Below are 19,136 nucleotides of genomic sequence, written 5' to 3' on the forward strand. Positions count from 1 at the left end.
AGTACCTGGCATAGCGTGACGCCATGGACGAGCCGCGCGACCCGCAGCTGCTCAAGGGCGTCCTGCCGATGCTCGTCCTCGCGCTGCTTAGCGAGCGGGAGTCGTACGGCTACGAGCTGGTGACGCGGCTGCACGACGGCGGCTTGGACGACATCGCGGCCGGCACGGTCTACCCCGTGCTCAACCGCCTGGAACGCGACGGGCAGATCTCCTCCAGGCTCGTGGCGTCCACGGCGGGCCCCGCCCGCAAGTACTACCTGCCGACGACGACCGGAACCGACCAGCTGTGGGCCACCGCACGCTCCTGGCGCCGGCTCGCGGCGACCGTCGAACACGTGCTGGACCGCACCCCGAAGGAGAGCTGATGCTCCGCGACACGCTCCGGCGCGAGACCTACCTGCTCCGGTTCAGCTGGGCCGTGCAGGACTTCCCCAAGTACGTGCGGCTCAAGCGAGAGCTGCGTACCGAGCTCAACGCCACCGCGGCCGAGGTGGGGATGCGGCAGGCCGTCGCCGGCCTGGGGCACCCCCGCGTGCTCGCCGACGGCTACCTGGCCGAGCTCGACCGCAGAGTGCCGCGATGGAACACCGGCAGCTGGTCTGCCGTGGTCACGATCACGGTGCTCACGTCGCTGTGGACGGCGTACGGTCTCGGGACGCTCAGCACCCTGGAGCAGAACGGCGGCGGGACGTCGACCGCGACCTTCCTCGGCGCCACAACCACCTACACATGGACCGCCGGCTCGATCTCCTTCGCCACCGTGCTCACCTGGCAGCTCGTCGTCTTCCTCCTGCTGGCGTTCCTGGTTCCGTTCCTGGTCGGCGCGCGCGCCTGGCGCCTCTGGCCGACGTCGCGATCGCTCCAGACCGCGTAGACCCGTCGGTCAGCCGAGGCTCGTCACCTGGACGTCGTCGTACGTCACCGCCGCCGGGCCCGTCGTCGCGCCTGAGCTGAGGTACGTCGTGAGCCGCACCACCCCGGGCGACTGCAGGCCCACGGCCGAGCTCGTGACCGTGTGCGCCCAGCTCGTCGGCTCCGGGGTCCCGTCACGCCAGACGCGCACCCGCAGCGTCGTCGGGCTCGTCCCTTCCACTTGGAGGCGCACGTGCGCCGCGACGCCCGGACCGAACGTGCCGGCGGGCAGCGTGCTCGCCGCGAGCACGGTCGAGCCGGTCAGCAGGTTGAGCTGCGTCACGCCGGTCGGGAGCACCTTGAGCCGGGCCGTGTAGTCGGCCGCCCCGACCAGGCGTCCGACGAACGACAGGTACGTCGCCGTGTCCGGCTGCGCCGCGTACGAGACCGTCGCCGTCAGGTCGGTCGCCGAGGACGAGACGCCCGCAAGGGTGGCGGTCAGCGTCGAGCCGGAGGCCGCCTGGACCCGGCCGGCACCGCCGCTGACCGAGAAGCGCGAGGCACCGGTGAGCGTCCACGCACCTCCGACATCCGCCGAGCCCCACCCGCCGGTGACGGACCGGTTGAAGGCGTCGGAGGCGAGCGTCGAGGTCTGCGGCGGCGCGGTCACGACGACCTGCTGCGTGGTGCTCGCCGTCGCGCCGTCGTCGTCGGTCACCGTCAGCACCACCGGGTAGGTGCCCGCCACCGCGTAGGTGTGGTTCGCCGTGGCCGTCGTCGCCGAGCCTCCGTCGCCGAACGTCCAGGAGCGGGACGCGATCGTGCCGTCCGGGTCGGTGGAGGCCCCCGAGTCGACCGCGACGGACAGCCCGGTGGCGGTGGCGGTGAACGACGGCTGGGGCGGCTGGTTGACCGGTGGCGGCGTCGTTCCGATCTGCGTGACGAGCAGATCGTCATAGGTCGCCAGCAGCGACCCACCCGTCGTCGTGCTGCTCGCGTAGGTGGTGAGACGGACGCCGCCCGGCACCTGCATGCCCGTGGTCGAGTCGGTGGCGACCGCCTGCCAGGTCGCCGGCTCCGACGCACCGTCGAGCCATGCGCGCGCTCGCAGTGTGGTCGGCGACGCTCCCTCGACCTGCACGCGCACATGCAACCGCGTGCCGGCCGACAGGACGACCCCGGGCAGGGTCGCGTAGGCCACCGACGCGCCCGATCGGGATGCCTGCAGCTGCACCACACCGGTGGGGAGCACCTTGAGCCGGGCCGCATAGTCCTGCGTGCCGACGGTCCGGCCGGCGACGGTCAGGTACGCGGTCGCGTTGGGAACGCGGTCGAGCGCCACGGTCGTGTGGACGTCCGTCGCCGTCGACGCGAGGGTGCCGAGCGTCGACGCCAGCGTCGACCCCGCCGGCGCCGCCTGCTGCCCGGTCGCACCGTTGACCGTGTACCGGGAGGCGGAGCCGGCGTGGGTCCACGGGCCGCCGATGTCCGAGCTCCCCCAGCCTGAGGTGGACGTCCGGGAGAAGGCGTCGCCGGCCAGCGCGGTCGGTCCCGGGCCGGGGTCGGTCGTCATCGCGTACGGCATGGTGAACTGGCTGTCGGCGTCGGTCTCGAACGCACCCAGGTGGGGCGAGTACGTGAACGCCTTGATCTCGTTGGTCGCCGGGTAGAACGTGTAGTACCTGAGCCAGCCGTTGCCGCCGTTCGCCCGTTCCTGGTAGTCGCTCACGATCTGCAGGACCGGCTTGCCGCACGCGTTCGTGTCCGTGCGCCTCGCCTCCCCCGCGTCACCGTTGTGGAAGTGGCCGCTGACCACCATGAAGATCGAGCAGCTCGTCGAGACGAGGTTGTCCCACAGCTCGACCCCGCTGTTGCCGCCGTCGGCGCGGATCACCTGGGCCGAGCGCTGCCCCGACAGGTCGAGGAAGCTGTGGGTGGCCAGGATCACGCGCCGGTCGGGGTAGGCCGCGAGCACCCGCTTGGCCCAGGCGACGGCCGCATCGGGCGGGTTGAACTCGAGGCTCAGCACCAGGAAGTCCATGCCACCGGCGGTGAACAGCGAGTAGCTGTCGGCGTTCTGCCGGTCGATCGCGTCGGGCCCGAACTGGTTCTGCCCCAGGAAGCCGCCGTACGTCGTGGTCGACGGTGTCCACGCGGCCCCGGCGTACCTGCTGACCGGGAAGTACTGACCGAAGCGGATCACCTCGCCGTTCGCCATGTTCATGTCGTGGTTGCCCGGCACGACGCTGCTCGGCACCCCGGCGGCGTCGAGGATCCCCCAGTACTGCGAGGCCCGCTCCCAGTTGGTCAGGTTGTCCTCGAACTCGACGATGTCACCGAGGCTGGAGACGAACTCCGTGCCCAGCGCGGCCCGCTGGTCGGCGATCCACTGCATCTGCTCGCCCATGATCGGGTGGTTGGCCACCGACTTGGTGTAGCTCTGGGTATCCGGGACGACGACGAACGTGAACGGCGCGGGAGGCGGCTCCGCGGCGGCCGGTGCCGCGGCCAGCGCGGTCAGGACGAGCGCCGCCGCCGACGCGACGCCGACCCCCCGACGGTGGAGCAGGGCGCGCAGGTGCAACGACATGGAGGGCTCCTCACAGCTTCGGGCCCACCGTCCACCCGGGCATCAAAAGGTGTCAAGCCATCACAAGCAGGACAAACAGGACATCACCCTCTGGCCACGCCGCCGCGCGTGGCGGTCCCGCCGCGAGCGCTAGACGAGGACCTGCGTGAGTGGCATCGACGAGTCGACCGGCAGGTCCAAGGGCGACGGCGGAAGGCCGCGTCTGACGACGGCCGACCCGAGGGCGGCAATCATCGCGCCGTTGTCCGTGCAGTAGCGGATGGGCGGGATGCGCAGCGTGATGCCGGCCTCGGCGCAGCGCTTGGCCGCCATGTCGCGCAGCTGCGAGTTCGCCGAGAACCCGCCACCGATCACCAGGGTGTCGACCCCGTGCTTGCGGGCGGCCGCGATCGTCTTGGCGGTCAGCACGTCGGCCACGGCCTCCGCGAACGACGCAGCGACGTCGTTGAGCGGGATCTCCTCGCCCGCGTCCTGACGGGCCTCGACCCAGCGGGCGACGGCCGTCTTCAGACCCGAGAACGAGAAGTCGGCAGCGTGCTCGGCCTGGTCCTTCGGGGCGGTGAGCCCGCGCGGGAAGCGGATCGCGCCGGGGTCCCCCTCCCGTGCCAGCCTGTCGATGTGTGGTCCCCCGGGGTACGGCAGGCCCAGCAGCCGGCCGACCTTGTCGAACGCCTCCCCTGCGGCGTCGTCCAGCGTGGACCCGAGCTCCGTGACCGTCACGGTGTCGTCCAGCAGCAGCAGCGACGAGTGCCCGCCCGAGACCACGAGCGCCATGACGCGCGTCGGGAAGGCGCCGTCCACGAGCTCGTCCACGACCGCGTGCCCGATGACGTGGTTGACCCCGTACAGCGGCTTGTCCAGGGCCAGCGCGAGCGCCTTGGCCGCGGCTGCACCCACGGTCAGCGGGCCGACGAGCCCCGGTCCAGCCGTGACGGCGATGGCGTCGACGGCACCGAGCGACACGTCTGCGGTAGCCAGCGCCCGCTCGATCGTCGGGACCATGGCCTCGAGGTGCGCCCGCGAGGCGATCTCCGGGATGATCCCCCCGAACCGCGCGTGCTCGTCGACCGAGCTGGCCACTGCGTCGACGAGCAGGTCGAAGCCGCGGACGAGGGCGACGCCGGTCTCGTCGCAGGACGTCTCGATCCCGAGCACGAGGGGTTCAGCCATGTGCGCAGTTTATCGGCGCTCGGGAACGTGACCGGCCTCACCTCGCTGCTCGGAACAACCATTTGTAGTTGACCGTTCAACCGACATGACCACTGACACGACAGTCCTGGACGGCCTCGACTTCCCGACGCCCGCGCTGGCAGTTGCCGACGACGTCGCCGACCTCCTGTTCCGGGAGGCACGCACGGTTGCCCAGTTCGTCCCTGGCGAGGTCACCGACGAGCAGCTCGCCGCGGTCTACGACCTCGTCAAGTGGGGTCCGACCGCGATGAACACGCTGCCGCTGCGCCTGCTCGTCGTGCGCACGCCGGAGGCTCGTCAGCGTCTCGCCGCCCTGATGAACGAGGGCAACCGCGAGCGCGTGCTCGCCGCGCCCGTCACGCTGGTCCTCGCCGCCGACACCGGCTTCCATGAGCACCTCCCGACGCTGGCACCGCACGCCGCCGCGTACAAGGACGTCCTCGAGGGCCAGCCCGAGACCCGCGAGCAGATGGGCCGCACGAGCGCCCTGATCCAGGCCGGCTACCTGATCGTCGGTCTGCGTGCTGCCGGTCTGGGCGCCGGCCCGATGGCCGGTCTCGACTTCCCCGGCGTCGACGCCGAGTTCTTCGCGGACAGCGGCTGGAAGTCCCTGTTCGTCATCAACGTCGGCAACGTCGAGGGCACCGGGACACCGCGCCCGCGCGCCGAGCGCCTGCACTACCGCCAGGTCTCGAAGACCGTCTGACCCCGTGTACTGACGAAGGCCGCGACCTCCCCCTGGTCGCGGCCTTCGTCACTCCCCGGTCGCGACCGGTCGGCTGGGGTCGTTCGACCACTGCGACCACGAGCCGGGGTAGAGAGCAGCGTCGATGCCGATCGTCGCGAGCGCGGCGACCTCGTGCGCGGCCGTGACGCCGGACCCGCAGTAGACCGCGACCGGCCCCGGGAGCGCGGCGAACCGTGCGCGCAACGACTCGGCGCTCAGGAACGTCCCGTCCGCCTCCAGCAGCCACGCCGTCGGGAACGACAACGCGCCGGGGATGTGTCCGGCCCTCGGGTCCACCGGCTCGACCTCACCGCGGAACCGCTCCGCGGCGCGTGCATCGAGCAGCGAACCGCTCCAGCGGGCCGCTGCGTCCGCGTCGATCGTCTTCATCTCGCCCACCGACAGGACGATGTCGCTCGGCGACGGGGTGACCTCGCCCGCCTCGAGCGGACCCGTCCACGCCCCGAGACCACCGTCGAGCAGCCGGACGTCGCGGACGCCGGCCCAGCGCAGCAGCCACCAGGCGCGCGCCGCGGACATGCCGCCGACGGCGTCGTAGGCGACGACGGGACGCCCGCGCGTGATGCCCCACCGACGAGCCGAGGCCTGCAGGTCCGACGGGAGCGGATGGCGTCCGTCGCGCCCGGTCGGTGGGTCCGCGAGCTCGGTCTCCAGGTCGACGTAGACGGCGTCGGGCAGGTGCCCGGCGAGGTAGCGCGCGTGACCGTCCGTCTGCCCGAGCGCCCAGCGGACGTCGAGCAGGACCGGCCTGCGGGGACCGGCGAGCTCGGCCTGCAACGCCTCCGCGCTGACGAGCACGTCGTACCGGCTCACGCGCGTTCCCCGCGCAGGTCCAGCCGCATGGTCCAGGCGTCGATGTTGCCCGGCTGGTAGTACGCACGACGTTTGCCCAGCCGCTCGAACCCGGCGCTCTCGTACAGGTGGATCGCAGGCTCGTTGTCCACCCGGACCTCGAGCAGGACCACAGCGGCGCCGACCTCACGCGCCCGGGCCACCAGGTTGTCGAGCATGAGCCGGGCGAGCCCCCGGCCCTGGAACCGCTCGTCGGTCCCCACGGTCATCACCTGCGCGTCGAACCCGTCGAACCACAGCCCCGCGTAGCCCACGAGGTCACCGTCCTGCTCGACGCCGACGTACCAGCGCCCGGGCCCGACCAGCTCGTCGGCGAGACCCTGCGGCGACCAGGCGGCCGCACCGAACAGCTCACCCTCCAGGCGCACCAGGGTCGGTAGGTCGGCGGTGGTGAGCGGCCGGACGAGCACCGTCATCCGAGCGCACGCTTGCGGGCCGGCTGCGGCACGGCGTCGGGGCGGCGCAGGTAGAGGGGTTCGGTGTCGAGCACCTCGGCGGACCGCTGCAGGGACAGCCGGGCGAGCTCGGCGGGGTCGGGGTCGCGCAGCCCGTCCAGGAGGTCGGGCGTCATCAGCACCGTGCCGACGGGTGCGACGACCGGCCCGTCGAGGACGAAGACGTCCTGGTAGAGCTCGGCACCGCGCCCGAGCACGAGTGCTCCGTTCGCCGGGACGGCCGCCGCAGCGCCGACGGACGGTGGCACGAGAACCTGGATCCCGCCCGGGCCGGTCAGCCGGTACAGCGCCCAGTACACCTCGCGGCGGCGCGCGTCCGTCGCGACCAGCACATCGGTCCCCGCGGGAAGCTGGCGTGATGCGGCAGAGGCGATCGCGTCGAGGCTCGGCACGCCGCGCGCCGGTATGCCGAGCGCGAGCGCGAGGGTCCGCGCAGTCACGAGGCCGACGCGCAGGCCGGTGAACGGGGCAGGACCGGTACCGACCACCACCGAGGTGAGCTCGCGGCGGTCGACCCCCGCGTCCGCGAGAACGGCGGCGATCATCGGTGTGAGCAGCTCGGCGTGGTGCCGTTGCTGCTCGTCGGAACGTGCGGCAAGGAGGGCACCCTCGTCGTCGGTCAGGCTGACCGCGACCGCGGAGGAGGTGTCGAGAGCGAGGACGGGCACGTTCTCAGCCTGCCACTGTTCCGCGGCCGTCCGAGCCGGGGAACGTCACGTCGGCCCACCGCGCACCCACCGGGTTGAGCGTCACGATGCGCTCGCCCGTCGCTGCGTCGTCGAGGTTCTCCAGCGTCCCGCCCCGCGGGCGCTGCAGCGTGATCTCCAGGCGGTCGTCCGTCAGGCCCTCGACCCAGCCCTCACCCCACTCGACCACGGTGACGGCCTCGTCGAGGCTGGCGTCCAGGTCGAGCGCGTCGACCTCGTCGAGCGAGCCGAGCCGGTAGGCGTCCACGTGAACCAGCGCAGGTCCGCGTGTGCCGTCGGCTCGTGTCAGCGGTGGGTGCTCGCGAGCGATGACGAAGGTCGGGGAGGCAACCTGCCCACGGACCACGAGACCTGCGCCGATGCCCTGGGTCAGGGTCGTCTTGCCGGCGCCCAGGTCGCCCGTGAGCACCACCAGGTCGCCCGCCCGCAGCACAGCCGCGAGCGACCGCCCGAATGCCCGCGTCGCCTCGGCGTCCGCAAGCCGTACCTCGGTCATGAACCCTCCTCGCTGTCGACGTACACGCGCGGCACGCGCGCACCGAGGCGCGTGACGATCTCGTAGGAGATCGTCCCGGCCGCCCGTGCCCAGTCCTCAGCCGTCGGACCACCGTCCGCGCCCGTCCCGAACAGCTCGACCCGGTCGCCCGCCTGCTCGGTGGCGTCGTGACCGAGGTCGAGGATGACCTGGTCCATGCACACCCGCCCGGCGACCCCGACCGTCCTGGTCCCGACCCGCACAGGGGCCCCCGGATGGTTCTGGGTCCCGGAAGCGTGCCGCGGCACCCCGTCTCCGTACCCGAGCGGCACGAGGCCGAGCACGGTGTCGCGCTCGGTCACGTACAGGTGGGAGTACGAGACGCCGGAACCCTTCTCCACGCGCTTGACGTTCGCGAGCTCGGCCTCGACCGTCATGGCGGGCACGAGCCCGAAGTCCTCAGGTCCGCCGAGCTGCGGGACAGGGGACAGACCGTAGACAGCGATCCCTGGACGCACGAGGTCGAAGTGGGTGCCGGGGCTCGTCAGCGTCGCTGCGGAGCTGGCCAGGTGGCGCACCTCGAGCCGGACCCCCGCTGCCTCGACGACCTGCAAGGCCTCCGCGAACACCTCCCCCTGACGCTTCATGCTCGGATGCGTCGGCTCGTCGGCCGCAGCGAGGTGCGACCAGAGCCCGACGACGTCGATGACGCCCTCGGCCTCGAGCCGCCTGGCGAGCGGCAGAAGTGCAGTCAGGTCGGCCGGCGTGAGGCCGTTGCGGCTCAGTCCCGTGTCCACCTTGAGCTGGACCCGAGCCGTCTGGCCAACCGCGCGAGCCGCGTCGGCGACCTCGTCGAGGGCCCACCGCGCCGACACGGTCAGGTCGATGTCCGCCTCGATCGCGTCCTGCAGCGGCGCTCCGGGTGCGTAGAGCCACGTCAAGATGCGCGGTCCGGCAACCCCGAGGCGACGCAGCTCGAGCGCCTCACCCACCTGCGCGGCCCCCAGCCAGGTCGCTCCGCCGGCGACCGCTGCCTTCGCGGACGGGAGCAGGCCGTGGCCGTACGCGTCGGCCTTGACCACCGCCATGACCTGCGCAGCAGGAGCGTGGGCGGCTAGCGCGGACACGTTGCCACGGATCGCGGCAAGGTCGACGACCGCGCGCGCGGGGAAGTGGCTCACGGCGCCCAGTCTCGCACTGCGCTCACGGCTCACGGACGACCACGTCGGCCCGGTGAGCCGTCGCGGCGACGAGCCGGGCGTTCGCCTCGTCCGGACCGTGGGACCACGCGCGCGCTGCCTCGGGTGACTTGCCGAACGCCTCATGACGAGCCACGAGCCGCGCCAGCCGGATGTCGTCGGGCAGCGCGACGAACCACGACTCGTCGAGCAGCCCTGCCACCGGGGCGAAGCCGTCGCCGTCGAGAAGCAGGTAGTTCCCCTCGGTGACCACGAGAGGCACGTCCGAGGGAACCGCGATGGCCCCGGCAACCGGGTTGCGCAGGTCTCGCCGGTACTCCGGCGCGTACACCGTGCCGGGCTCTGTGCGCAGGCGCCGCAGCAGGGCCACGTACCCGGCGGCGTCGAACGTGTCCGGTGCACCCTTGCGATCGGCCCGGCCGATCCGTTCCAGCTCGGTCTGTGCCAGGTGGAAGCCGTCCATGGGGACGACGACGGCCCGCGTCCCGACCGCATCAACCACCTGCGCGGCGAGCGTCGACTTCCCGGCACCCGGGGCACCGACGATCCCCACGATGCGGCGCTGGCCGGAGGCCAGGAGGGCGTCGAGCCGTGCCCGGAGCTCCTCGTTCACGCGCGGCCGACCAGCTCGGCGACCGTTCCGGGCAGGGCCTCGGCGACCGCGGCCGCGGACACCGGGCCGCCGGGGTTGGCGCGATCGGCAGCCCGACCGTGCACCAGCGCGGCCGTCGCCGCGAGCGCCGCGACGACCGTCGCGTCCTCGTGGATCGCCTCGACCCGGGCAGCGAGCAGCGCGCCGAGCAGACCCGCGAGCACGTCCCCCGCACCGGCCGTCGCCAGCCACGGCGGTGCGTCCGCCTGTGCGTACGTGGCGCCGTGCGCACCGACCACGAGCGTCACCGGCCCCTTGAGCAGCACCGTCGCGCCCGTGAGCCGATGGGCCTGCCGCGCCCAGCGCAGCGGCTCGGCCTCGATGCCAGCGCGGTCGACGTCCTGGCCGCGGGCGACCAGCAGCGCGGCCAGCTCTCCGGCGTGCGGTGTCAGCACGGCGTGCGGGCCGACGCGCTCCGGCAGCAGCTCGAGCGCACCCGCGTCGATCACCGCCGGCTCGCCGCCGGTCAGCACGTGCTCGAGCGCGTACTGGATCCGGCGTCGCTGGCTCGCGTCGTCCGTCTGCACACCCGGCCCGAACACCCAGGCCTGGACTCGGCCGTTGCCGACGACGACCTCAGGGTTGGCCGCAACGACACGCTCGCCGACATCGCCCAGGTAGCGGACCATGCCGACGCCCGCTCGCAGGGCGGCGGTCGTCGCGAGGATCGCGGCCCCGGGGTACGCCCGGGACCCCGCGACGACACCCACGACCCCACGGGTGTACTTGTGCGCGTCGGCCGTCGGTACCGGCCACAGGCCGCCCACGTCGCTCGCCTCGAGCCGGGCGACTGCCGGGGACTCGTCCAGCGGGAGCCCGATGTCGACCACCACGACCCGACCCGCCCTGCGTGCGGCTGGCGGCAGCAGGAGGCCCGGCTTCGCGCCGCCGAACGTCACGGTGAGGTCAGCACCGAGCACGGTTCCCGTCGTGGTGCCGTCATCGACGCCGATGCCCGAGGGGACGTCCACCGCGACGACGAACGGGTCGCCCACCACCTCGTGGACGACCTCGGCAGCCCGACCACGCAACCCGCCGCCGTCCCCACCGATCCCGACGAGCCCGTCCAGCACGAGGTCGGCGGCGGCGGGTCGGTCGAGCACCCGCCCACCTGCCCGCAGCAACGCCACGAGCCCACCCTCGTGCACGCGCTCGCTCATCAGCACGGCCCGGACCTCGACCCCACGCCGCGCGAGCAGCGCCCCGGCGTACAGCGCGTCACCGCCGTTGTTGCCGGAACCAGCGAGGACCAGGACCCGCGCACCCCCGACCCTGCCGCGCAGCTCGCGGAGTGCGGTGCAGACGTGCACGTGCAGCGCGAACGCGGCCCGCTCCATGAGCGGCTGCCCGGCGGCCAGCAACGGCGCCTCGGCGGCTCGGACCTGCGACGACGTCCACGACTCCAGCACGTGCCCATCCTGTCCGTTCCGCGCGGACGGTGCGAGCCGCGGGTAGCGTGCGGTCATGCGCTTCGGACTCTTCATCCCCCAGGGCTGGCGGCAGGACCTCACGGGCATCGAGCCCCGCGACCACTGGCAGGTGATGAACGGCCTCGCCCAGCATGCCGACGAGGGCGACGCGTATGAGTCGATCTGGGTGTACGACCACTTCCACTCGGTCCCCGAGCCGAACGGTGAGGCCGTGCACGAGGCGTGGAGCCTGATGAACGCGTTCGCCGCGTCGACCAGCCGCGTCCGCCTGGGCCAGATGTGCACGTGCATGGCCTACCGGAATCCCGCCTACCTGGCCAAGGTCGCCGCCACCGCCGACGTGATCTCCGGTGGGCGCGTCGAGATGGGCATCGGCGCCGGCTGGTACGAGCACGAGTGGCGCGCGTACGGCTACGGCTTCCCGAGGGCCGGGGAGCGGATCGGCATGCTCGACGAGGGCGTGCAGATCTTCAAGCAGCTGTGGACCAACGGCACGGCGACCCTGGACGGTCGCTATTACCAGGTCGACGGCGCCCAGCTGGCTCCGCTCCCCCTGCAGGTCGACGGCCCGCCGCTGTGGATCGCCGGTGGCGGCGAGCAGAAGACCCTGCGCATCGCCGCCGAGCACGCGCAGTACACGAACTTCGACGGAACGCCTGAAGGCTTCGCGCACAAGTCCGACGTCCTGCGCGGGCACTGCGACGCCATCGGCCGGCCGTTCGACGAGATCACACGCTCGGCCAACTACAACGTGGTCATCGGCGAGACGGAGGCGGACGTGGACGACCGCATCGCCTGGGCGGAGGAGCACCTATCGAACACGGTCCCGACCCGTGCCGCGGACCAGGCCGAGGACCTGCGCAAGGGCCCGCTGGTGGGCACACCGGAGCAGATCGTCGAGAAGCTGCAGGCCCTGCGCGACCTCGGGCTCGGGTACGCGATCACGTACTTCCTCGAGGCCGCCTACGACCGCTCCGGCATCGAGCTGTTCGAGTCGCAGGTGATCCCGGCGCTGCGCTGAGGCGGTCAGTCGCGCTCGGCGACGACCACCGCGGAGGCGATGCCCGCGTCGTGCGAGATCGACAGGTGGAACCTGTCGACCCCGGCCGCGGCCGCGGCAGCGGCGACCGTCCCGACCACCTCCACCACAGGCTGCGCGCCGGCGATGCGGCGCACGGTCGCGTCCTGCCAGCTCATACCCGGGGGCGCGCCGAGCGCCTTGGCGATCGCCTCCTTGGCGGCGAACCGCGCAGCCAGCGACGTCTCGGGCATCTCGCGCTCCTCAGGCGTGAAGAGGCGCGCGCGCAGGCCGGGGACGCGGTGCAGCGTCGCCACGAACCGGGCGACGTCGACGACGTCGATGCCGATCCCCACGATCATGCGGGGGTCACTCGACCGTGACCGACTTCGCCAGGTTGCGCGGCTGGTCCACGTCCAGGCCCTTGGCCGTGGCGAGCTCGCACGCGAAGACCTGCAGCGGCACGACGGCGAGGAGCGGGGCGAGCAGCGTGGGGGCCTGCGGCACGTAGAAGACCTCGTCCGCGTAGGGCCGCACCGCCTCGTCGCCGTCCTCGGCGATCACGAGGGTGCGGGCGCCACGGGCACGGATCTCCTGGATGTTCGAGACCACCTTCGAGTGCAGGGAGTCGCGTCCGCGTGGCGAGGGGACCACGACGAACACGGGCTGCCCCTCCTCGATCAGCGCGATAGGCCCGTGCTTGAGCTCGCCGGCGGCGAACCCCTCGGCGTGGATGTACGCGAGCTCCTTGAGCTTGAGCGCACCCTCCATCGCCACGGGGAAGCCGACGTGCCGGCCGAGGAAGAGCACCGACGTCGTGTCCACCATCGACCGCGCGGTCTCGCGCACGCGGTCGGCGCGGTCCAGGACCTGCTGGATCTTGTCGGGCATGGCGCGCAGCTCGGTGAGGATCTCGGCGACCTCGTCGGCGTACTTGTTGCCGCGCAGCTGCGCGAGGTACAGACCCAGCAGGTACGTCGCGGTGATCTGCGCGAGGAACGCCTTGGTCGACGCGACGGCGATCTCCGGTCCGGCGTGCGTGTAGAGCACGGCGTCGGACTCGCGCGGGATGGTCGACCCGTGCGCGTTCACGATCGCGAGCACCTTGGCGCCCTGCTCACGCGCGTGGCGGGCGGCCATGAGCGTGTCCATGGTCTCGCCGGACTGTGACACCGCCACGACGAGCGTGCGCTCGTTGACCACGGGGTCGCGGTAGCGAAACTCGTGCGACAGCTCGACCTCGACGGGGATCCGGCACCAGTGCTCGATCGCGTACTTGGCGACGTGGCCGGCGTAGGCGGAGGTGCCGCACGCGATGACGACGATCTTGTCGATGGCACGCAGCACGGACTCGTCGATGCGCACCTCGTCGAGAACGAGGCGGCCGCGCGCGTCGGTCCGGCCCAGCAGGGTGTCCGCGACTGCCTGGGGCTGGTCGTGGATCTCCTTGTCCATGAACGAGCGGTAGCCGCCCTTCTCGGCGGCGGCGGCGTCCCAGTCGACGGTGTACCGGCGAGCGTCGGCAGGCAGCCCGTCGAAGCCGGTGACCGAGACGCTCCCGGGCGTGATCGTGACCACCTGGTCCTGGCCGAGCTCGAGCGCCTCGCGCGTGTGCGAGATGAAGGCCGCGACGTCGGAGCCGAGGAAGTTCTCGCCGTCGCCCAGACCGACCACGAGCGGCGAGTCGTGACGAGCACCGACGACGACGTCCGGCGCGTCCTCGTGGACAGCGAGCAGCGTGAACGTGCCGTGCAGGGTGCGAGCGACCTCGGTCATCGCGACGGTGAGGTCACCGGTCGTGGCGTACGCGCGGGCGATGAGCTGGGCCGCCACCTCCGTGTCGGTCTCCGACCGGAACACGATCCCCTGCCCGACGAGCTCCGCCTTGAGGGCCGCGAAGTTCTCGACGATGCCGTTGTGGATCACCGCGAGCTTTCCGGCGACGTGCGGGTGGGCGTTCACGTCGGTGGGGCCGCCGTGCGTCGCCCAGCGGGTGTGCCCGATCGCCGCGGTCGACGTCGGGAGGGGGTTCAGGTCCAGCTCCTCGACGAGGTTGGCCAGCTTGCCGGCCTTCTTGGCCGTCGCGAGCCGGCCGTCCGGGCTCACGAGCGCCACACCAGCGGAGTCGTAGCCGCGGTACTCCAACCGCCTCAGGCCCTCCAGCACGACGTCCAACGGACGATCGCTGGCTACCTGGCTTCCGACGTACCCAACGATTCCGCACATGGCCGGGAGTCTACCGGGGCCCCTTCGGGGCCTCGGTTGCCGGGGGACTCAGGCACAATCGTCCCGTGCCATCCTCGCTCAGCCTGGCCACACCCTTCGTCGATCTCGATCGTGGCGCCTGGGCGCGGCTCTCCGCATCGACCCCCCTCCCCCTGACGGACGCCGACGTCGAACGGCTCGCCGGCCTGGGGGACCCCATCGACCTGGCCGAGGTCGACGTCGTCTACCGACCGATCTCCCGGCTGCTGGACCTGCACATCGAGGCGACCCGCGGGCTGCACGCGGCATCGAGCACGTTCCTGCGCGAGGACGTCGGCGGCACCCCGTTCGTGATCGGCGTGGCCGGGTCGGTCGCCGTGGGCAAGTCCACGACCGCGCGCGTGCTGCGCGAGCTGCTCGCGCGCTGGCCCGCGACGCCCCGCGTCCAGCTGATCACCACCGACGGCTTCCTCTACTCGAACGCCGAGCTGGCGCGACGAGGGCTCATGGAGCGCAAGGGCTTCCCCGAGTCGTACGACCGGCGCGCGCTCCTGCGATTCGTCTCCCAGGTCAAGGCCGGCCGACCCGAGGTCACGGCGCCCGTCTACGACCACCTGACCTACGACATCGTGCCGGGACGCGAGGTCGTGGTCAGCCGGCCGGACGTGCTCATCGTCGAAGGCCTCAACGTCCTGCAGCCGGCCCGCCCGTCGTCTGAGGGCCCGTCGAGCTTGGCCGTCAGCGACTTCTTCGACTTCTCGATCTACGTAGACGCCCGCACCAACGACGTCCGTCAGTGGTACGTCGACCGGTTCCTGAGCCTGCGTGAGACCGCGTTCGCCCGGCCCGAGTCGTACTTCCACCGGTTCGCCGCTCTGAGCGACGCCGAGGCGGTCGAGCGGGCGGGGACGATCTGGGACTCGATCAACGCGCCGAACCTCCTGCAGAACATCCTGCCGACCCGCAGCCGCGCCACCCTCGTCCTGACCAAGGGCCCGGACCACGCGGTCCAGCGCGTCCGGCTGCGCAAGCTCTAGGGCGTCTGCTGCACCGGGTACTTCTCGCTGTCCGTCTCCTGCAGCTCGGCGAGCGCCTCGGCCACCTCGGCGCTGGGCGCTCCGCACCGGTCCGTCGGCCACGTCGGGCGCAGGGCACGGCCGAGCGCGTCGACGAGCCAGAGTGCGGGCGCCTCGGCCTGCCCGGAGCTGCAGGTGCCCCCTCGCGGCTCCGACGGCTCCTGCAGGGCCGCGACGAGCGCAGCGAGGTCACCCTCCCGGTGGCTGGCGGTGAGGGCGAGCCACGTGCCCGACGCGTTCTTCAGCGAGCCGTCGGCCGTGCACACCACGACGCTCACGGGGACGAAGCCGTCGGGCACGCTGCCCGGTTCTGCCGACGAGGAGGACGTGGGGCTGATCTCGGCGTCCTCGACCGATGCCGGGACCAGGCCGAGGTCGTGCAGGACCCCGGGCGCCATGCAGTCCGCGACCGGCGCCACCACCGCAGTGGGCGTCGGCGTCGGTGTCGGGTCACTCGGACCGGCACCGCAAGCCGTCAGGGCCATGAGCGTGGGCAGCGCGAGGAGGGTGATCCTCGCCCGCATGCCCATCACACCGGTCCCCCTCTCGGCCGCCGCCCATGCCGCGGCGCACCCCCACGGGTGTCGTACGAGATGGGAGTGCCAGCATCACCGTCGGCACCTGTCGAGAGTAACCGTTGTCATGACCGGAATGACCGGAACGAGACCGGATCGTTAGGCCGCGGGACCGGATCGTGAGCGTCCCGTGACCGGATGCACGGCCAACGGGACGACCTCGGCCATCGGCAGCTCCGCCGCGGGTGTCGAAGCCTGGTCCGGCTCGTCCGAGCTGTGGGTCAGCTTGCGCAGGACCCAGTCGATGATGATGCCGATCGCGATGCCGCCGACGACGCCGGCACCGACCGCGACGAGCATGTGGTCGCCGAGCCACGCCCCGGCCCCGATACCGATGAGCGCGGCGTAGGCCGACCAGGTGACTGCGGCGATCGCCGTGAGCCCGACGAACCGACGCCGCGGGTAGCCGACCGCACCGGCCGTCATGTTCACGGCGACCCGGCCGACCGGGATGTAGCGGGCGGCGATGATGAACGCGGCGCCCCGCTTGGCGAGGGCGTGCTCCGCCCAGTCGATCGCTGCCTGCCCACGGGCCGAGCTCAGGAGCCTCAGCTGCCGCACCTTGACCTTGGTGCCGATCTGGTAGGCGATCTGGTCACCGGTGAACGCACCCAGCGACGCGACGAGCATGATCAGCCAGATGTTGGGCTCACCGTTCGCGATCGCGAGCGCCGCCAGAGCGATCACCACGGACTCGCTCGGGATCGGTGGGAAGAACCCGTCGATCATGGCGAACAGGTAGAGGACGACGAAGATCCACGGGGAGCCCGCCAGGGCAAGTGCCCATGACTCGATCACCTGACTCCCCCTCCCCGGATGCCCGGCCACAGCAGGGGCCGGTTGTTCTTCTCAACGGTAGGTCGGACTGATCCGTGCCCGATATAGGGGAGACCCCCGGAACTACCCTGGGGTCTGCCTCCGCGGACCCTGAGTCAGTGGAGCGGGAACCCCAGGGCGTGGCTCGCCGCGTCGGGGCGGGGCTCCGACGCCCACCGGGCGCCGAAGCCGTCGGTCGTCGCGAGGGACCGCAGGTCAGCGCGGTCCAGGTAGAGCGTCCCGCCCAGGTGGTCGGTCTCGTGCTGGACGATCCGCGCGGACCAGCCCGTCACCAGCTCGTCGACCGGGGCGCCGCTCTCGTCGAGAGCAGTCAGGTGCACCTGGCGGGCGCGCGCCACGACCGCGGTGTAGCCGACGACGCTCAAGCAGCCCTCGTAGAACGAGGCGAGCACCTCGGCGCCGGTGTCGTCCGGGACAGCCTCGTACGAGGGGTTGACCAGGACCCGGTAGGGCAACGGATCCCGTTCGCGCGTCCGAGCGTGCTCGTCGGACGACGTACCGGGGTCCTCCAGCACCGCGATCGCGAGCGGCAGACCCAGCTGCGGTGCGGCCAGGCCGACGCCCGGAGCCGCGTGCATCGTGCGGCGCATGACGTCGAGCAGTGCCACGAGCTCGTCGTCGGCCAGCTGCGCGTCGTACTGCGTCGCCTCGGCCCGGAGCGCCGGGTGCCCTGCCTGCACGATGGGCGCCACGCCCTGCGCTGAGCGCCCGCCCGCATCGATGATCCACAGCGCCGTGTCACGCAGGGCCCGGTCCCAGTCCGGCCCAGCGTGCACGGGAGCGCTCACGACGCCGTCCTGGGCGCGCCGCGGTTCGCGGCCCGGCGCTTCCACGCGGTCACAGCGCGAGCCGCGCCCGTACGACGTCCGCCAGGTCGTGCGCCACCCGGTCGGCCTCGGCCTGGGTCGCGGCCTCGACCATGACGCGGACCAGGTTCTCCGTGCCCGACGGACGCAGCAGCACCCGGCCTGTGGACCCCAGACCCGCCTCGGCGATCCGCACCGCGTCGAGCAGCGGCCCGTCGGCGTCGGCGCGGTTCTTGTCCACGCCGGGCACGTTGACCAGGGTCTGCGGCAGCCGGCGGACGACTCCGGCGAGCTTCGCGATGGGCTCTCCGGTGGCCGCCACGCGCGCCGCAAGCTGCAGAGCGGTCAGCACCCCGTCCCCGGTCGTCGCGTGCGCGGCCATGATGATGTGCCCGGACTGCTCACCACCGAGCGCGTACCCGCCCGCGCGCATCGCCTCGAGGACGTAGCGGTCGCCGACCGCGGTGTGGATCGTCGCGATGCCGGCCTCGGTCATGGCGATCTTCAGCCCGAGGTTGCTCATCACGGTGGTGACGAGCGTGTTGTCCACCAGGTCCCCCCGGTCTCGCATGGACAGCGCCAGGATCCCCATGATCTGGTCGCCGTCCACGAGCACGCCCGACGCGTCCACGGCCAGGCACCGGTCCGCGTCCCCGTCGAACGCGACGCCGAGGTCCGCGCCGGACGCGACGACCGCCGCCTGGAGCTGCTCAGGGTGCGTGGAGCCGCACTTCTCGTTGATGTTGCGGCCGTCGGGAGACGCGTTGATGACGACCACGTCGGCCCCTGCGGCCCGCAGCGCGACCGGACCGACGTCGCTCGCGGCACCGTTGGCACAGTCGACGGCGATGCGCAGACCGGTGAGCGGGGCGTCGATGGTGCCGACGAGGTGCTCGACGTACTGCTCGCCGGCGCTACCCGTGTCGACGCGGATGCGTCCGACGTCGCCGCCGATGGGCCGGTCCCAGGTCTCGCCCATGCGCGCCTCGATGGCCGCCTCGAGCTCGTCGTCCAGCTTGTGTCCTCCGTGCGCGAGGAACTTGATGCCGTTGTCCGGCATCGGGTTGTGCGAGGCCGAGAGGACCACGCCGATGTCGACGCCCAGAGCAGCGGTCAGGAACGCGACCGCGGGGGTGGGCAGCACGCCGACGTTGTTGACGTCGACCCCGGCCGACGCGAGACCCGCGGACACGGCAGCCGCGAGGAACTCTCCCGATGCTCGGGAGTCACGACCGACGATCGCACGCGGTCGGTGCCCCTCGAACTGGCCCAACGAACCCAGGACGTGCGCAGCGGCGACGGACAGGTCGAGCGCCAGCTCCGCGGTGACATCCCGGTTGGCGAGCCCACGCACGCCGTCAGTACCGAACAGTTGTCCCATGGTGGTCAGACTCCTTCGTCGTCACGAGATCCGCGGTACACCGCGCTCGCTCCCCCGTTGATGGTCGCAGACATGCCGATGGCCCCG

Annotated in this window: 20 protein-coding genes; 5 read left to right on the forward strand and 15 right to left on the reverse strand. The window is 72.1% G+C overall.

The window, feature by feature from the left end; translation table 11 throughout:
- Positions 1–23: 23 nt before the first annotated feature.
- Both N553_RS0101200 and N553_RS24005 read left to right on the forward strand, forming a co-directional pair.
- The gene (locus N553_RS0101200; protein WP_028045015.1) at positions 24–365 is read left to right on the forward strand and encodes a PadR family transcriptional regulator; all 342 of its coding nucleotides are present in this window, start codon (positions 24–26) and stop codon (positions 363–365) included.
- Positions 365–874, forward strand: coding sequence for a hypothetical protein (locus tag N553_RS24005; protein WP_028045016.1), 510 nt, complete (start codon positions 365–367; stop codon positions 872–874). Before N553_RS0101200 ends, N553_RS24005 begins: the two co-directional genes overlap by 1 nt.
- Before the next feature lie 9 nt (positions 875–883).
- Here the strand turns inward: N553_RS24005 and N553_RS24010 are convergent, their stop codons facing one another.
- Entirely contained in the window at positions 884–3,442 is a 2,559-nt protein-coding gene (locus tag N553_RS24010; protein WP_051639737.1) for a PKD domain-containing protein, read from the reverse strand.
- A 129-nt stretch (positions 3,443–3,571) separates the two neighbouring features.
- A complete protein-coding gene (gene tsaD, locus N553_RS0101215; protein WP_028045017.1) occupies positions 3,572–4,612 on the reverse strand; it encodes a tRNA (adenosine(37)-N6)-threonylcarbamoyltransferase complex transferase subunit TsaD in 1,041 nt (346 codons plus the stop codon).
- 85 nt (positions 4,613–4,697) lie between these two features.
- On the opposite strand from tsaD, the gene N553_RS0101220 reads away from it, so the two are divergent.
- Entirely contained in the window at positions 4,698–5,339 is a 642-nt protein-coding gene (locus N553_RS0101220) for a malonic semialdehyde reductase (protein ID WP_028045018.1), read from the forward strand.
- Between the two features lie 48 nt (positions 5,340–5,387).
- Here the strand turns inward: N553_RS0101220 and N553_RS0101225 are convergent, their stop codons facing one another.
- The 7 genes from N553_RS0101225 to N553_RS0101255 are packed head-to-tail and all read right to left on the reverse strand — an operon-like array spanning position 5,388 to position 11,130.
- Positions 5,388–6,194 (reverse strand): sulfurtransferase, encoded by an 807-nt coding sequence (locus tag N553_RS0101225; RefSeq protein WP_028045019.1) that lies wholly within the window; start codon positions 6,192–6,194, stop codon positions 5,388–5,390.
- A complete protein-coding gene (gene rimI, locus N553_RS0101230) occupies positions 6,191–6,649 on the reverse strand; it encodes a ribosomal protein S18-alanine N-acetyltransferase (protein ID WP_028045020.1) in 459 nt (152 codons plus the stop codon). The genes N553_RS0101225 and rimI overlap by 4 nt, the downstream gene beginning before the upstream one ends.
- Positions 6,646–7,356, reverse strand: a complete 711-nt coding sequence (tsaB, locus tag N553_RS0101235; RefSeq protein WP_028045021.1) for a tRNA (adenosine(37)-N6)-threonylcarbamoyltransferase complex dimerization subunit type 1 TsaB — start codon at positions 7,354–7,356, stop codon at positions 6,646–6,648. The genes rimI and tsaB overlap by 4 nt, the downstream gene beginning before the upstream one ends.
- Before the next feature lie 4 nt (positions 7,357–7,360).
- A complete protein-coding gene (gene tsaE / locus N553_RS20545; RefSeq protein WP_034620451.1) occupies positions 7,361–7,891 on the reverse strand; it encodes a tRNA (adenosine(37)-N6)-threonylcarbamoyltransferase complex ATPase subunit type 1 TsaE in 531 nt (176 codons plus the stop codon).
- Positions 7,888–9,051, reverse strand: a complete 1,164-nt coding sequence (alr, locus tag N553_RS0101245) for an alanine racemase (RefSeq protein WP_051639738.1) — start codon at positions 9,049–9,051, stop codon at positions 7,888–7,890. Before alr ends, tsaE begins: the two co-directional genes overlap by 4 nt.
- A gap of 22 nt (positions 9,052–9,073) precedes the next feature.
- Entirely contained in the window at positions 9,074–9,682 is a 609-nt protein-coding gene (locus N553_RS0101250; RefSeq protein WP_028045023.1) for a nucleoside/nucleotide kinase family protein, read from the reverse strand.
- Positions 9,679–11,130: a bifunctional ADP-dependent NAD(P)H-hydrate dehydratase/NAD(P)H-hydrate epimerase gene (locus tag N553_RS0101255; RefSeq protein WP_028045024.1), complete on the reverse strand. Its 1,452-nt coding sequence runs from the start codon at positions 11,128–11,130 to the stop codon at positions 9,679–9,681. Before N553_RS0101255 ends, N553_RS0101250 begins: the two co-directional genes overlap by 4 nt.
- A gap of 55 nt (positions 11,131–11,185) precedes the next feature.
- Between N553_RS0101255 and N553_RS0101260 the strand changes: the two genes are divergently transcribed.
- Positions 11,186–12,172 carry an LLM class F420-dependent oxidoreductase gene (locus N553_RS0101260; protein ID WP_028045025.1) on the forward strand — a complete coding sequence of 329 codons (987 nt, stop codon included), beginning with the start codon at positions 11,186–11,188 and terminating at the stop codon, positions 12,170–12,172.
- A gap of 5 nt (positions 12,173–12,177) precedes the next feature.
- Here the strand turns inward: N553_RS0101260 and N553_RS0101265 are convergent, their stop codons facing one another.
- Together N553_RS0101265 and glmS are read right to left on the reverse strand one after the other, a co-directional pair.
- A complete protein-coding gene (locus N553_RS0101265; protein ID WP_028045026.1) occupies positions 12,178–12,531 on the reverse strand; it encodes a holo-ACP synthase in 354 nt (117 codons plus the stop codon).
- 7 nt (positions 12,532–12,538) lie between these two features.
- Positions 12,539–14,395, reverse strand: a complete 1,857-nt coding sequence (gene glmS / locus N553_RS0101270; protein ID WP_028045027.1) for a glutamine--fructose-6-phosphate transaminase (isomerizing) — start codon at positions 14,393–14,395, stop codon at positions 12,539–12,541.
- Between the two features lie 65 nt (positions 14,396–14,460).
- Between glmS and coaA the strand changes: the two genes are divergently transcribed.
- Positions 14,461–15,411 (forward strand): type I pantothenate kinase, encoded by a 951-nt coding sequence (gene coaA / locus N553_RS0101275; protein WP_028045028.1) that lies wholly within the window; start codon positions 14,461–14,463, stop codon positions 15,409–15,411.
- On the opposite strand, the gene N553_RS24015 is transcribed toward coaA, so the two are convergent.
- From N553_RS24015 to glmM, 4 genes are all read right to left on the reverse strand, one after another.
- On the reverse strand, positions 15,408–15,974 hold the full coding sequence (locus N553_RS24015; RefSeq protein WP_156043654.1) for a hypothetical protein: 567 nt from the start codon (positions 15,972–15,974) through the stop codon (positions 15,408–15,410). The genes coaA and N553_RS24015 overlap by 4 nt on opposite strands.
- Before the next feature lie 150 nt (positions 15,975–16,124).
- The gene (locus N553_RS0101285; protein ID WP_034620453.1) at positions 16,125–16,823 is read right to left on the reverse strand and encodes a DedA family protein; all 699 of its coding nucleotides are present in this window, start codon (positions 16,821–16,823) and stop codon (positions 16,125–16,127) included.
- Positions 16,824–16,957: 134 nt separating this feature from the next.
- Complete coding sequence (locus tag N553_RS0101290; RefSeq protein WP_369796644.1) at positions 16,958–17,650, reverse strand: peptide deformylase; 693 nt, start codon at positions 17,648–17,650, stop codon at positions 16,958–16,960.
- A 49-nt stretch (positions 17,651–17,699) separates the two neighbouring features.
- The gene (gene glmM / locus N553_RS0101295) at positions 17,700–19,049 is read right to left on the reverse strand and encodes a phosphoglucosamine mutase (RefSeq protein ID WP_028045031.1); all 1,350 of its coding nucleotides are present in this window, start codon (positions 19,047–19,049) and stop codon (positions 17,700–17,702) included.
- Positions 19,050–19,136 lie beyond the last annotated feature (87 nt).

This window comes from Cellulomonas sp. URHE0023, from assembly GCF_000688475.1.
In the GTDB taxonomy this organism is placed as follows: Bacteria; Actinomycetota; Actinomycetes; order Actinomycetales; family Cellulomonadaceae; genus Cellulomonas.

Bases quoted from the DNA above. Each gene is read 5' to 3' on its own strand.
- tsaD (WP_028045017.1), bottom strand. From the start codon at position 4,612: ATGGCTGAACCCCTCGTGCTCGGGATCGAGACGTCCTGCGACGAGACC.
- glmS (WP_028045027.1), bottom strand. From the start codon at position 14,395: ATGTGCGGAATCGTTGGGTACGTCGGAAGCCAGGTAGCCAGCGATCGT.
- N553_RS24015 (WP_156043654.1), bottom strand. From the start codon at position 15,974: ATGCGGGCGAGGATCACCCTCCTCGCGCTGCCCACGCTCATGGCCCTG.
- N553_RS24010 (WP_051639737.1), bottom strand. From the start codon at position 3,442: ATGTCGTTGCACCTGCGCGCCCTGCTCCACCGTCGGGGGGTCGGCGTC.
- N553_RS0101220 (WP_028045018.1), top strand. From the start codon at position 4,698: ATGACCACTGACACGACAGTCCTGGACGGCCTCGACTTCCCGACGCCC.
- N553_RS0101200 (WP_028045015.1), top strand. From the start codon at position 24: ATGGACGAGCCGCGCGACCCGCAGCTGCTCAAGGGCGTCCTGCCGATG.
- N553_RS24005 (WP_028045016.1), top strand. From the start codon at position 365: ATGCTCCGCGACACGCTCCGGCGCGAGACCTACCTGCTCCGGTTCAGC.
- N553_RS0101265 (WP_028045026.1), bottom strand. From the start codon at position 12,531: ATGATCGTGGGGATCGGCATCGACGTCGTCGACGTCGCCCGGTTCGTG.
- tsaE (WP_034620451.1), bottom strand. From the start codon at position 7,891: ATGACCGAGGTACGGCTTGCGGACGCCGAGGCGACGCGGGCATTCGGG.
- rimI (WP_028045020.1), bottom strand. From the start codon at position 6,649: ATGACGGTGCTCGTCCGGCCGCTCACCACCGCCGACCTACCGACCCTG.
- glmM (WP_028045031.1), bottom strand. From the start codon at position 19,049: ATGGGACAACTGTTCGGTACTGACGGCGTGCGTGGGCTCGCCAACCGG.
- N553_RS0101260 (WP_028045025.1), top strand. From the start codon at position 11,186: ATGCGCTTCGGACTCTTCATCCCCCAGGGCTGGCGGCAGGACCTCACG.